This is a genomic window from Pannonibacter phragmitetus DSM 14782 (genome assembly GCF_000382365.1).
Lineage (GTDB): Bacteria > Pseudomonadota > Alphaproteobacteria > Rhizobiales > Stappiaceae > Pannonibacter > Pannonibacter phragmitetus.
Window position 1 is genome coordinate 136572 of the sequence record NZ_KB908219.1, and the last position, 13023, is coordinate 149594.

Annotated in this window: 11 protein-coding genes; 9 read left to right on the forward strand and 2 right to left on the reverse strand. The window is 63.1% G+C overall.

Features of this window, described 5'->3' with window-relative positions:
• The first annotated feature begins 7 nt into the window (after window positions 1–7).
• From fliM to H163_RS0110635, 4 genes are all read left to right on the forward strand, one after another.
• Window positions 8–1234 (forward strand): flagellar motor switch protein FliM, encoded by a 1227-nt coding sequence (fliM, locus tag H163_RS0110620; RefSeq protein WP_019964562.1) that lies wholly within the window; start codon window positions 8–10, stop codon window positions 1232–1234.
• On the forward strand, window positions 1231–1920 hold the full coding sequence (locus H163_RS24790) for a DUF6468 domain-containing protein (RefSeq protein ID WP_019964563.1): 690 nt from the start codon (window positions 1231–1233) through the stop codon (window positions 1918–1920). The genes fliM and H163_RS24790 overlap by 4 nt, the downstream gene beginning before the upstream one ends.
• Window positions 1917–2642 (forward strand): MotE family protein, encoded by a 726-nt coding sequence (locus H163_RS0110630; protein WP_019964564.1) that lies wholly within the window; start codon window positions 1917–1919, stop codon window positions 2640–2642. Before H163_RS24790 ends, H163_RS0110630 begins: the two co-directional genes overlap by 4 nt.
• A 224-nt stretch (window positions 2643–2866) precedes the next feature.
• The gene (locus H163_RS0110635) at window positions 2867–6871 is read left to right on the forward strand and encodes a tetratricopeptide repeat protein (RefSeq protein ID WP_051105370.1); all 4005 of its coding nucleotides are present in this window, start codon (window positions 2867–2869) and stop codon (window positions 6869–6871) included.
• Window positions 6872–7047: 176 nt separating this feature from the next.
• Here the strand turns inward: H163_RS0110635 and fliP are convergent, their stop codons facing one another.
• Both fliP and H163_RS0110645 read right to left on the reverse strand, forming a co-directional pair.
• Entirely contained in the window at window positions 7048–7824 is a 777-nt protein-coding gene (fliP, locus tag H163_RS0110640; protein ID WP_019964566.1) for a flagellar type III secretion system pore protein FliP, read from the reverse strand.
• The gene (locus H163_RS0110645) at window positions 7821–10022 is read right to left on the reverse strand and encodes a flagellar biosynthetic protein FliO (protein WP_026355710.1); all 2202 of its coding nucleotides are present in this window, start codon (window positions 10020–10022) and stop codon (window positions 7821–7823) included. The genes fliP and H163_RS0110645 overlap by 4 nt, the downstream gene beginning before the upstream one ends.
• 635 nt (window positions 10023–10657) lie before the next feature.
• Between H163_RS0110645 and flgB the strand changes: the two genes are divergently transcribed.
• From flgB to fliR, 5 genes are read left to right on the forward strand one after another with little or no spacing between them, the layout of a single operon-like run.
• Complete coding sequence (gene flgB, locus H163_RS0110655) at window positions 10658–11062, forward strand: flagellar basal body rod protein FlgB (protein WP_019964568.1); 405 nt, start codon at window positions 10658–10660, stop codon at window positions 11060–11062.
• A gap of 33 nt (window positions 11063–11095) precedes the next feature.
• Window positions 11096–11506, forward strand: a complete 411-nt coding sequence (gene flgC / locus H163_RS0110660) for a flagellar basal body rod protein FlgC (protein WP_019964569.1) — start codon at window positions 11096–11098, stop codon at window positions 11504–11506.
• Between the two features lie 46 nt (window positions 11507–11552).
• Complete coding sequence (fliE, locus tag H163_RS0110665) at window positions 11553–11879, forward strand: flagellar hook-basal body complex protein FliE (protein WP_019964570.1); 327 nt, start codon at window positions 11553–11555, stop codon at window positions 11877–11879.
• A gap of 36 nt (window positions 11880–11915) precedes the next feature.
• Window positions 11916–12188, forward strand: coding sequence for a flagellar biosynthesis protein FliQ (gene fliQ / locus H163_RS0110670; protein WP_019964571.1), 273 nt, complete (start codon window positions 11916–11918; stop codon window positions 12186–12188).
• Window positions 12189–12201: 13 nt separating this feature from the next.
• The gene (gene fliR / locus H163_RS0110675) at window positions 12202–12975 is read left to right on the forward strand and encodes a flagellar biosynthetic protein FliR (protein WP_019964572.1); all 774 of its coding nucleotides are present in this window, start codon (window positions 12202–12204) and stop codon (window positions 12973–12975) included.
• Window positions 12976–13023 lie beyond the last annotated feature (48 nt).

Here is a 13023-nt window from a genome sequence, read left to right on the forward strand (position 1 = left end):
GTGATACATGGCTGACGACGACGATCTGAGTGATGCCGACCTGGCTGATGCCTGGGGTGCCGCGCTCGCCGAGCAGGGGGCTGGCGACGACGACGATGATCTGGCCGCTGCCTGGGGCGCGGCTCTGGAAGAACAGGGCGTCGGCAACGCGGACGACATGGCGGCCCAGTGGGCGGCGATGATTGATGACAGCGAGCCGGAGCTTGAGAACGCCTCGCGCGGTGCCGACCGCGTCCTGAACCAGGAAGAAATCGACAACCTCCTCGGTTTCAATATCGAGGACACGATCTCGCGCGATCAGAGCGGCATCCGTGCGCTGATCAACTCGGCCATGGTGTCCTATGAACGCCTGCCGATGCTGGAAATCGTGTTCGACCGGCTTGTCCGCCTGACCACGACGTCCTTGCGCAATTTCACGTCCGACAACGTGGAAGTGTCTCTGGATTCGATCAGCTCCGTCCGCTTCGGTGACTATCTGAACTCCATTCCCCTTCCGGCGATTCTTGGCGTGTTCAAGGCCGAGGAATGGGACGGCTTCGGACTTGTCACGGTGGAATCGAGCCTGATCTATTCGATCATCGACGTGCTGCTGGGCGGCGGGCGCGGCACGACCGGTATCCGCGTCGAAGGCCGGCCCTATACGACCATCGAAACCAACCTTGTCCGGCGCATGCTGGAAATCATCCTGGCGGATGCGGAGCAGGCTTTTGCGCCGCTTTCCCCGGTGCATTTCAGCCTGGAGCGCATGGAAACCAATCCGCGTTTTGCGGCGATCTCGCGCCCGGCCAATGCGGCCATTCTTGTCGAGCTGCGCATCGACATGGAGGACCGTGGCGGCACCATCGAGATCATGATGCCCTATGCCACGCTGGAGCCTATCCGTGACCTGCTGCTGCAGATGTTCATGGGTGAAAAATTCGGCCGTGACCCGATCTGGGAAGGGCATCTTGCGAGCGAGATTCACGCTGCCATGGTGGAGGTGGATGCGGTTCTCTACGAGACCTTCCTGCCGCTCAGCCGCGTCCTGAGCCTCGATGTGGGTCAGACACTGATTTTTGACGTGGAACCTGATGATCCGGTGACAATCAAGTGCGGCAACGTGGAGCTCAGTGAGGGTACACTCGGCAAGGTCGAGGATTCGATCGCGATTCGTGTCACCCGCGGATTGCGCAAGCCGAAGATGACTCTGGCCGCATTTGAACGGGCCATGCAGAAGGAAATGGAAACGTCATGACGTCCCTGCCGCTTGGAATGTTGATCGAGGCTCTGGTGGCTGTCCTTCTCCTGGTCACCATCGGCTATTGCTGGATCCTGAACCGCCGGTTGCAGCGTCTGCGTGCCGATGAAGAGACGCTGCGTGCGACGATTTCGGAGCTGATTACAGCCACCGAGATTGCCGAGCGCGCCATTCTCGGCCTGAAAGCCACTGCAAATGATGCGGACAAGACACTCGGAACCCGTCTGACACAGGCTGAGCATCTGTCCAAGCTTCTGGCCGGACAACTGGGTGAAGGCGAAGCCGTTCTGACGCGCATCAGCCAGATTGCCGAAGCTGCAAGGACCGCGCATACGGCGGAAGACGCAAGACGCGCTGCCGAGGAAGAAGCACGCCAGCGTGCGCAGGCACAGGCGCAGGCCGAGGCGGAAGCCCGCCGTCTTGCTGCCGCGCAGCAGGCCGCAGCCCCGTCCTATCAGCAGGCGCAGCAAGGTTATGTGGCGCCCCAGCCTGCGCCGCGCCCCGCCGCTCCATCGTCTTACGCTGCGCCTTACCGCCAGCCGGCTCAGGCCTATGCTCCGGCAGCTCAGCCTGCACCCGCCGCAGCCCCTTCCGTGAGTGCGCGTGACATCCGCGCCGCCGCTGCCGAAGCAACGGCACGGCTCGAGCGCTTCCGCAAGAAGTCAGGGGAGGCCGCTGCTTGAACCTTCGCCTGCTTCCAGTTGTCGGCATTGCTGCCAGCGCCCTTCTGGCGCTGAAGCTGCTCGGCCTTGTGCTCGGTGGGCACACGGCCGTGGGACCGGTCATGGAAGCACGGGCGCAGGCCCAGCAGCCGGCTGCCGGCGAACCTGCTGCCCCGCCGGCAGGCGGGACAGGAGAGCCAGCCCCGGCTGCAGAGGGAACTCAAGCTCCTGCGGAAGGGTCTGCTGACGCAATGCCGCCTGTTCCCGATGCTCTGGAAATCGGCGGGTCGAGCGCGGAGCGTGCCGTTCTGGAGAGCCTGGGGGAGCGGCGCAGAGCCTTGCAGGATCAGGAAGGTCAGCTTGATCTGCGTGAAAAGCTGCTGCAGGCGACCGAGGAGCGCTTGCAAAAGCGGGTTGATGAACTGAAGTCGCTCGAGCAGCAGATCCAGCAAGGTGTCGAGGAAAAGAAGAGGCAGGAAGAGGGTGAGATCGCTGCACTTGTGGTCATGTATGAAAACATGAAACCCAAGGATGCAGCGCGCATCTTCGACCGTCTTGAACTCGACGTGCTGCTCAAGGTCGTGCGTCAGATGAAGCCGAGAAAGATGGCTGACATCCTTGCGCGCATGTCCCCCGAGGCGGCGGAAAAGCTGACCGTTGCCATCGCGGGAGGGGAGCCGAACCAGCCGCAGGGTGCGTCTGTCCAGGCCCCGGCTGCGCTTCCGAAGATTGGCTCAAACTGAGGGAAAGCGGCAAGTTTCGGGATGTGGCGTAACAGGGCGTTAAGGCCGCTCCCCTAGAGTCAGACCGGAGCTTGTTCCAGAGGATAACCCTGACCTTGTTGAACGTTGTGAGGCATGCACGCCAGTGGGCCTCAGCCAGGGTCCACGCAGCGTCCCGGACTATTCCGGGAGCGGCCGTTCTGTGCCGCAGCCTTGCCGTTTTGCTTGCCGTGTCCTTGCCGCTGATGCCCTTGACCCAGGCCCATGGCCAGACGGCAGAAGCCGTGGACATGGAAGCGCGGGCCGAAGAGGGCTATGGCCGCATGATCCTGACCTTCAAGGACAGGACCCTGCTGCCGCACTATGATGCTGCCGTCACCAACAATGTGCTGCGTGTTGCCTTTGAGGCGCCGATCCAGATCAGCGTCGATGATGTCCCGCTGCAGCTGAGCGACTATGTTGCCATCGCCCGCCGCGATCCGGACGGCAGCGCCATCCGCTTTGCCCTCAAGGACAAGTTCCGGATCAATACGCTTGAGGCGGGCGAAAAGCTCTTCATCGACATTCTGCCGTCCAACTGGCAGGGCCTGCCCCCGGGGTTGCCGGATGAAGTGGTGCGCGAGCTTGCCCGGCGCGCCGAAGAGGCCATGCGCCAGGTGCGCGCGCTTGAACAGGCGCGTCTGAAGGCGCAGGAGGGGCCCAAGGTCACGCTCCATGTCGGGGATCACCCGACCTTCACACGTCTCGTCTTCGACTGGTCCATCCAGTTTGATACGGCCTTCGTGCGCGAGGACGATATCGTTCGCATCACCTTCAATCATCCCGCGCAGCTGGATGTGGGGGATCTGCGTGCCCGTCTGCCGCGCGGCGTCGTCGATGCGACGGCCTTCATTGATGAGGGCAAACTCAAGTTTCTGATGCGCCTTGAGCCGGGCGTCGATATCCGGGCTTTTCGTGAAGAGCAAACCTATGTGATCGATATCAGTCCGCAAGAGGCGAAGGTGCCGGCGGATCCGGCCAACGCAGCCATAAACGATGCCATGGGTGCCGGGGAGCCTTCCGGAGCATCCGGCATGATCATCGCGCCGGGGAACCGGGATTATACGCCCCGCCAGCCTGAAGGTGCCCCTGCCTCCGGCGGCACGCAGCCGGGCCGGGATCCTGTTTTCGACGGGGTCGAGGGCGGTGGTGTCAGCCGCCCGAGGCCGGGAGCCATCGGCCCGCGTGTTGTACCCGAAACGCCGGTTGCGCAGAGTAATCCGGCGCCGGCAACTGAAACCGTTGAGGCTCAGGTTGACGTGGCTCTCGCGGAGCCTGCAGCCGGAGAGCCTGCTTTTCCTCTGCCGAGGGCAAAACCAGGGCCCGCAACGGAGCTGGCTTTGCAGGGGCCTGTGACAGACGTTGCGCAGCTCAGCCAGCCGGTCGTCATTCCGCCACTGGCCGGAGAGCCGGAGACGGTGGCTTCGGTCGCATTTGTTCCGCCTGCCCAGCAGGCGGCACCCGCCGCCCCACATGCCACAGGGGATGTTCCGCAAACGGCTCCCGTCGCAGCTGGGCCTGCTCAGGATGCAGGTGACCGTCTGATTGATGTGGTGCCGCTTGATCCCATGCCACAGCCTGCAAGGAGCTCAGCGGCGCCTGCTGCCCAGGATCCTGTGCCGGCTGATCTGCCAGCAGTCATTGATGTGACCGGCGCGGCCCGGCCGCAGGCCAATGAACCCTGGCGGGCCACTGGCGGCAATGATGCTGCGGGCGAACAGGCGCAGGCAATTCCGCCCAGCATCTTCGGCGGACCGGCCCGTTCTCCCGAAAGCCTTCCGCCTGATGCGGCGGAAGCGACCCTGAACTTCGTAGCAGCCGAAGCCCGGCGCATCGGCAATTCCGTGCGTGTTGTGTTTCCTTTCCGGGAGCAGGTTTCGACCGCCCTGTTCCGGCGGAACAACAGCGTCTGGATGGTGTTCGACACCAGCTCGGCGATTGACGTGCGCGGCATGCGTTCTGCTCTCGGCGATATCGCCAGTGCGGTCGATATCCAGAGTTACGGTGATTTTTCGGTGCTGCGGGTGAACGTCAGCTCTGCGACGCTGGCCACCCTCGGTGCTGATGGCAACGCGTGGAATCTTGTCATCGGTGACATGATCGTCGAACCCTCGCGCCCGCTGCTGCTGGAGCGTACCGTGCGGCTGGACGGAGGGTCGGTGCTGCGGGTGTCCTTCCAGAACCCGCGTTATGTCCGCAAGTTTATTGATCCGGACGTGGGAGACGAAATCCACGCAGTGACCGGCTTTGGCCCTGCGCGTGGCCTGCTCAAGCCGCAGGGGTTTGTCGATCTGGATGCCCTGTCCTCGGCGCATGGCGTTGCGATTGTGCCCAAGTCGGACGGTGTCCGCGTGCAACTGGTGGGGGATGATGTCATCCTCGAGAAGACTGATGGCCTGACGCTTTCCAGCAGCCACCTGCGGCAGGGGTCCGGCTCCTTTAACTCCATCGTCGCGGCTGACAATGTAGCCTCCATTGAGTTCTCCAACCTGACGACCTCTGCGCCGGAAGATTTCATCCGCCGCCGCAGCGAGCTTGAAGCGGCCATGGCAGCTGCTCCGGAAGGGCGGCGGCAGGGGCCGAGGCTCGATTTGGCCCGGTTCTATCTGGCTCACGTGTTCCCTCATGAATCCCTTGGTCTGATGGAACTGGCGCTGGAAGAGGAGCCGGCCCTGGCGCAGGACCCAATGTTCAATCTCATGATGGGCGCCGCGCAGACGCTTGCCGGCCGGCCGCGGGAGGCTTTGCCCTTTCTGAGCCGTCATGATCTCAAGAACAATCCGGATGCGGCTGTCTGGCAGACCATTGTCGAAGTCGCCCTTGGCCAGTGGGCTCCGGCGCGCGCCGCACTTGGTCGTGGCCGTTCTGTCATCGGCAACTACCCGGTCAACATTCAGGCCGAGTTCAATCTGGCGGCCGCGCAGGCCATGGTGGAGCTGAATGATTTCGGCATGGCCAATGTCATTCTTGCCGAGATCGAACCCGCGCTCATCACCCCGCAGCAGGCGACCCGCTATGACCTTCTGCGTGGCCGCGTTGCCGATGCGTCGGGCCGCTCGCTGGAGGCTCTGACAGCCTTTGATCTCGTCGCCCGCAGTTTTGACCGGCCGCGCGCGGCCGAGGCGCAATACCGGGCGCTGCGTATCCGCTACCGGGACGGGGAAATCGGGATCGACAATGCGATCAACGAGCTCGGCGGCCTTGCCGCCGCCTGGCGCGGCGATGAAACGGAACTGAAGACGCTGCGGCTGCTTGCCCAGCTTCATGCGGAGAAGGGCAATTACCGCGAGGCCTTCGAAGCGATGAAATCTGCGCTTCAGGCACAGCCGGACTCGGAGACGACACGCCTGCTGCAGGAGGAGATGTCTGCACTCTTTGCCAGCCTCTTCCTGCATGGCAAGGCGGAAGAAATGCCGGCGGTGAAGTCTCTGGCGCTGTTCTACGACTTCCGCGAACTGATGCCGGTGGGGCGGCAGGGGGACGAAATGGTCCGCAAGCTCGCCAAGCGGCTGGTTGAGGTGGACCTTCTGGATCAGGCTGCCGGTCTGTTGCAGCATCAGGTGGACAACCGCCTGAAGGGCGCTGCCCGCGCCCAGATTGCGGCTGACCTTGGAGCCATCTATCTGATGGACCGCAAGCCGGAGCGTGCGCTTGCGGTGCTCAACCGCACCCGTCAGGCAAACCTGCCTTCGTCCCTGGAGCGTCAGCGCAACATCATCGAAGCGCGCGCCATGACCGAGAGCGGGCGTCCGGATCTGGCGCTGGAACTGGTGCGCAACATGCGCGGCGCCGATGTGGACCGGTTGCGCGCCGATACCTTCTGGAAAGCGCAGAGCTGGCGTGAGGCCGGTGAGCAGTTGGAGGCCATGTATGGCTCGCGCTGGTCAGACAACATTCCCCTGGAGCAGATCGAGCGGGACGACATTCTGAAGGCAGCGATCGGCTACTCGCTCGCCGGCGACCAGCTCAGCCTTGACCGCCTGCGGACCAAATATGCGAAGAAGATGGCGGACAGTCCTCAGTCTGCGTCGTTCGAGGTGGTGACCCGGCCTATCGCGGCGCAGGGCGTCGAGTTTCTCGATGTGGTCAAGGGCATCGCTGCAACGGATACACTCGACACTTTCCTTCAGGAATACCGGCGCCAGTACATGTCGCCTTCAGCCGACAGTGGCAGCAGCTCATTGGCCAATGCCATGCCGGCCAATGGCTGAGCCCGTATCCGGCACCAGGGGCAGTGGCTCCAGCCGCATAGGGGCAGCAGCGGCTTGAACCTCTGCTGAAGCTTCCGCAGAAACTGATTCAGCTGCTGGAGAGATTGATTCAAGAACTGCCGGGATTGATTCCGGAAAATGTTCTAGTCCTTTGACCTGTATATCTTTTTGCGCCGCTAACCGGCGGCGCCAAAGCTTCTGACCAGACTTCCGGCCACGAGATACCAGCCATCCACAAGCACGAAGAAAATCAGCTTGAAGGGCAGGGAGATGACCACTGGCGGCAGCATCATCATGCCCATGGACATGAGGATGGAGGCGATCACCAGGTCGATGATCAGGAAGGGCAGATAGAGCAGGAAGCCGATCTCGAAGGCGCGGCGCAACTCGCTGATCATGAAGGCGGGGATCAGGACCTGAAAGCTCAGGTCCTGCGGGGTTTCCGGCGGGGCCTGACCGGAGAGCTCCTGAAACAGGGCGAGATCCTTTTCCCGCACCTGGGTCAGCATGAAGCCATGAAAAGGTTCTGAGGCCCGTTCAAACGCCTGATCGAACTCAATGGTACCTTCCACCAGCGGCTGGATGCCCTCATTATAGGCCGTCTGCAGGACGGGTGCCATGATGAAGGCCGTGAGGAAGAGGGCAAGCGACACCATCACCGTATTGGGTGGTGCGGTCTGCAGGCCGATGGCCGAACGCAGCAGCGACAGAACCACGACAATGCGGGTGAAGCTGGTCACCATGACGAGGATCGAAGGTGCCAGGCTGAGGACCGTCATCAGCGCGACAAGCTGCAGGGCGCGCTGTGTGACGCCCGTGCCCTCGCCGAAGCCGATGGTTATGTCCTGCGCCAGTGCCGGAACGGCAAGCATCACTGCTGCTGCCCCGGCCAGAGCGAATGCTGTCAGGCGCACATATCTGGCGGATCTGGTTGCGCCCTTGCGACCGCTCATTTGCGCTCTTGCGTGCCGATTTCAGACAGGAGTCGGGCCATCTCTTCTTCAATGGCTGTCACGCCGGGATTGTCGCGGACGGACTGGACCTTGATCTCCGGTGCCGCGCCCGGCTGCTCTGCCTCGCTGTCCTGAGATGCGTCAGGTTCCGGTGCGGGGGCGTTGGGAGCTTCTGCCTCTTGTGCTGCGGCCTGAACTGGAACCTCAACTGGAGCCTGAACCGGAGCTTGGGCTGCAGCCGGTGCGGAAGCCGGGGATTTGCTCTGCAGATGACCGTCGAGAACATCTGCCAGAGCATCGGCCAACAGGTCGTCTGTCATGTCACCCTGTGCTGCCTTTGCCGGTTCTGCAGAGGGACGTGCAGGGGCGAGCGGGGCGAACAGGTCCTCTTCGTCTGCTGCAGCCTCCGTGGTGCCGCCGCTCCTGTCGTCTGCCTGGGCAGGGCTTGCAGAGCTTTCGGTCTGCCGGGGCGTCTGCGCCGTATCGTCCTGCGGAGCTGCGGGGCTTGCGGTCTTTGCCGATGCCTGTACCGGTGCAACCTCTGTTGCTGCTTCGCTCTGCGTTTCGGCGGCTGCAGGTGCGTCAGTGGAGGTGCCGGCCGGTGCCGGGCCTGCGTCTGTCGTGTTCGCCTGTACTGCCGTCTGTGAGCCGCCGGGCGCGCCTGAGTTGCCGCGGTAGCTTGCCGCACGGGCTGGATCCAGCCGGAGATACGGATTGGTGGCCAGGGAACCCAGGCCTTCGCCGCTGCGCTCTGCGAGGCTGCGAACTTCGGCCGAAGCTGCCGGGGCAGCGGGTGATGTGCCTGCAGATGCAGTGGTGTTTTGAGCTGCAGGCTGCGCCCGGACGGCGTCTGCCGCCGGTGCCTCACCCTGCGCCGGGGTCTGGCCGGCAGTCAGAGGATTCTGGAACGCAGTGCGCGCACGCGCTGCCGGGCCTGAAGACGGCGGGGTGACCTGACGGCGCGGCTCGGGCTCGGGTGCCGGAGCCTGAACATCTGCCGGTGCGGGCCGGGCAAAGGTACGTGCAAGACCTGCAACGGCAGCGCCTGCTGCAGCAACCGAGGCACCAGCTTTCTGGGTAAGGGCCGAGGCGGCCGACTGAACCGTTTCGGCAGCTGCAGGCGTCCCCGGAGCGGTTTGTCCAGCGGGCTGAACTGGAGCCTGAACTGGCGTCTGGGTTGCGGCTCTGACCGCAGGAGCAGTGACCTCCGGTGCGCGCATGGCAGGTTCGGAAGCCCGCAGGGCCGGGCTGGCCGGAGCAGCAGGTGCCGTCACTGACGGTGCCACTGGTGCAGGAGTTGGGGAAGCTCCGCCCGACATGGCCTCCGCCGCGCGGGCGCGCAGGGTCTTGATCGTGTCGAGCGGTGAGGTCACCGGCTTGAGCTCCGGACCTGCGCTGCTTGCCGGCTGTACGGAGGGCGCCTGGGCGGCGTGCGGCGCGGATGACTGGAAGGTCTGGGCCTTGGCCGCCAGCGCTTCAGGTGCCGGCGCCGGTGCAAGGGGGCGCGGGGCAGAAGGAGCGGAGGCTTGCAGTGCCGGTGCGGCGTCGAGCTGAGGCTCGCTTTGTCCGCGCGCACGCGCGCTGGCCGCAAGGCTGCCTGCAGCGGCAGCTGCACGGGCCGCAAGATTTGCGGCAAGGCGCTGCGGCCCGGAGGCTGCGGTCTGCGGCTTTTCGGCTGCAGGCGCCTGGGCGCGCAATGGCGGGGTGGCCGGAGCGGAAGGGGCAGATCCGAAGGAGGAGGCAGCGGGCGATGCCGTCATGGCTGCAGCAGGGGTTGCTGCCGGGGCTGCAACAGGAGCCGCAACGGGTGCAGGGGCGGGAACCGGCATCTCGCCCGTGTCATAATCCGCCACTCCATACGCTGCCATCTGGCGCTGGTAGTTTGTTGCAACCGGCGTGCCGCGGATGATCGTCTGCTCGACCACCACATCGGTCGGGCCGCCGACGAGGATCAGATGCTCCACATTGTCACGGCGCACGAGCAGCAGGCGGCGGCGGGTGTCAATGTTCATGGCATCCATCACCGCAATGCGCGGCTGGCGGTTGCGGCCCGCGTTGATGCGGTTGCCGGTGAACTGCCGCAGGAAATGGACCATCAGGCCGATCAATGCGAAGACAATGGCCAGCGCAATGATGAAAGACATCGCCCGTGCGATGCCGTCTCCGACGCCGAAAGTATCCGCGATCCACTCGTACATACCAACCTCATTACTCTGCGCCGGACTGGCGGCCGCCTCCTTGCCGGGTCAGGCGCCAGATCTCCCTTGCATTCAAGCTGCGGAGCGGACCTCTGCCCCGCCTGCGTGATAGATCAGTGCTGCAAATAGCATCTGCAGGCGCTTAGGTATACATCCCAGTTACACGCGAGCCCGTTACAGCGCTTCACTTGCGCCTCGCCAGACTTGCGAGCCTGCCCCCTGCGCAGCCGCCACTGCCCTGAACTCCGGCTCTGCCCAATTGCTGGCCCAGTCGCTGACCAGTTTCCTGGGCCGGTGCTTCTGCTCCCGGCCGGCTTTCCTGTCCAGCATCCATGGCAGGGGACTTTAGCGGCGGAAGCTTGCGCCGCCCAGTTCTTCCCTGCATGATTCTGACTGGACAAATGCCACAAGGCTGCAATTCGGACCTGTCGAATCGGCTGCACCCCTCAAATATTAACAGGGGCAGGCAAAAAGTGCCGGGTGATTTCGGTATTTGCGGCCATGTTTGATCAGGTTGTTTACGAGTTTCCACGGAAAACCGCGCCCTTTTCGCAAAAATCATTAACGTGCCATTAACTTTCCGTTAACCCTTTGAGCGGCAGTGTTTGCCGAAGTGTTAACGAATGGTGACTCGCATGTCTCTGACCGACCTGCCGATGTTCCGGGCGATCAAGTCCAAAATGCAGTGGCATCAGGCCCGGCAGGGCGTGCTGGCCGAAAATGTCGCCAACGCGGATACGCCGGGATACCGGGCGCGAGAACTCAAGGCCTTTAAGGTCGATGAGGATCTGAAGCTGGCCAAGCCGGGGCTCGAGACGGTGCGAACCCAGGCTGGGCATCTTTCGGGTGTGATGCGTGCATCCTCCGGAGGCGGTCAGATTTCTCCCAGCACCTTCGAGACGACGCCGGATGGCAACAATGTGGTTCTCGAAGAGCAGATGATGAAAGTCACGCAGAACCAGATGGAGTTTCAGGCGGCAGCGACGCTCTACAGCCGCAGCATGAAGCTTCTCAAGACAGCCATTGGCAAGTCTGCCTGAGGCGGGCTTTGAACACTTGCAAAGGAGAGTGCCATGGATCTGACCAAGACGCTGTTCGTATCGGCTTCCGGGCTCAAGGCCCAGACGGGCCGCATCCGTGTGATCGCGGAGAACATTGCCAACGCGGATTCAACGGGCCGCACGCCGCAGGAAGACCCTTACCGCCGCAAGATCCCGACGTTCACCAACCGCTTCGAGAAGGCGCTCGACGCGGAAGTCGTCGCCCTGGGCCGGATCCAGGAAGACCAGTCGCAGTTTCCGACCCGCTACGAGCCCGGCCATCCGGCCGCCGATGCGGAAGGCAACGTGCGCATGCCCAACGTGAATTCGCTGGTGGAAAGCGTCGACATGCGTGAGGCGCAGCGCTCTTACGAAGCGAACCTGAACGTCATCGAAACAACCCGCAGCATGCTGCAGCGGACCATCGACATCCTGCGCGGCTGACCCTTCGGCTGGCGCATTCGAACCTGAACCCAGAGGATAATCCATCATGGCTATTCCATCCGTTGCCGCGAATGCCTATCAGACGATGGCCCGCCTCGGACAGCAGGGGCAGGGGCTTGGCGGCGGCGAAGGAGCTGCCGGTGCCCTTACCCAGACTCCGGATTTCGGCGGCATGGTTCGCGACGCTGTCAGTTCCGTCACCGATGCCGGGCAGAAGTCCGAGGGCATGGCCCTTGGCCTTGTCCAGGGCAAGGCAGATGTGGTTGATGTGGTAACGGCCATTGCGGAAACGGAAGTCGCGCTGGAAACGATGGTGTCCGTGCGTGACCGCGTGATTGCGGCCTACGAGGAAATCATGCGCATGTCGATCTGATGCCGGATCGCGGCGGGACAAGGGGCTGACAGCCAGATGACCGGACCTGAGGTCATGGATATTGCCCGTGAGGGCATCTGGACTCTGGTGCTGGTCGCAGCTCCGGTGATGGTTGTTGGCCTTTTCGTGGGCGTCGTCGTCGCGCTGTTTCAGGCGCTGACCCAGATTCAGGAAATGACGCTGGTGTTCGTTCCGAAGATCCTGGCGATCTTCGTGACGATGATCGTCGCCTTTCCCTTCATGGGCAGTACGCTGAACGCCTTCATGACGCGTATTTCCGAGATGATCCTGATGACCGGTCCGGGTTAGACGGGAGGGGGATGTGACCATCCAGCTCTCTTTCCTGCCCGAAATGGCGGCCATCTTCATGCTCATGTTTGCCCGGCTCGGCACACTGATGATGCTGTTGCCATCGTTCAGCGAGCGCTCGATCCCGATGCGCTTGCGCCTGACGCTGGCCCTGTCTCTCACATTGCTGCTGTATCCCATGGCATCCCGGCTCTATCCGGCTGGCCTGACCGAAAACATCAGCCGTTTCGGGGTGATGCTCGTGGGGGAGTTCATCATCGGTTTTGCCGTTGGCCTGTGCGGGCGCATGATCACCTCGGCCCTGACAACGGCAGGCGTCATCATCGCCAACCAGACGGGCCTGTCCTTCGCGCTTGGGTCTGACGTGACCAACTCCGGCCAGCAAGGGGCCTTGATCGGCAACTACCTGTCCATTCTCGCTGTCACGCTGATCTTCACCACCGATACCCACTATCTGGTGATTGCCGCACTGCATGACAGCTTCAGCCTGTTTCCGCCGGGCGTCGTGCTGCCGGTGGGCGACTTTGCCCGAATGGCGCAGGAGACAGTCTCCGGGGTGTTTTCCATCGCCATGCGCTTGAGTGCGCCCTTCATTGTGGTGGGGCTGGTCTTCTATTTCGGCCTTGGCCTTCTCAACAAGCTGATGCCGCAGATGCAGATCTTCTTCATCTCGGCACCGGTTGGCATTGCCATCGGCATCCTGCTTCTTTACGCGCTTCTGATCGCCATCATGAACAAGTACCTGGCGCATTTCACCGAGGCGATCGGCAAGTTCACAGGGGGATAGACCGGCCTGGCGGCGGCGGCTTCTGCCGGCTGGCTGATCACATGCAAC

Excerpts from the sequence above, each read along its gene's own strand:
- fliM (WP_019964562.1), top strand. The coding sequence starts at position 8 with ATGGCTGACGACGACGATCTGAGTGATGCCGACCTGGCTGATGCCTGG.
- H163_RS24790 (WP_019964563.1), top strand. The coding sequence starts at position 1,231 with ATGACGTCCCTGCCGCTTGGAATGTTGATCGAGGCTCTGGTGGCTGTC.
- H163_RS0110635 (WP_051105370.1), top strand. The coding sequence starts at position 2,867 with ATGCCCTTGACCCAGGCCCATGGCCAGACGGCAGAAGCCGTGGACATG.
- fliP (WP_019964566.1), bottom strand. The coding sequence starts at position 7,824 with ATGAGCGGTCGCAAGGGCGCAACCAGATCCGCCAGATATGTGCGCCTG.
- H163_RS0110645 (WP_026355710.1), bottom strand. The coding sequence starts at position 10,022 with ATGTACGAGTGGATCGCGGATACTTTCGGCGTCGGAGACGGCATCGCA.
- flgB (WP_019964568.1), top strand. The coding sequence starts at position 10,658 with ATGTCTCTGACCGACCTGCCGATGTTCCGGGCGATCAAGTCCAAAATG.
- flgC (WP_019964569.1), top strand. The coding sequence starts at position 11,096 with ATGGATCTGACCAAGACGCTGTTCGTATCGGCTTCCGGGCTCAAGGCC.
- fliE (WP_019964570.1), top strand. The coding sequence starts at position 11,553 with ATGGCTATTCCATCCGTTGCCGCGAATGCCTATCAGACGATGGCCCGC.
- fliQ (WP_019964571.1), top strand. The coding sequence starts at position 11,916 with ATGACCGGACCTGAGGTCATGGATATTGCCCGTGAGGGCATCTGGACT.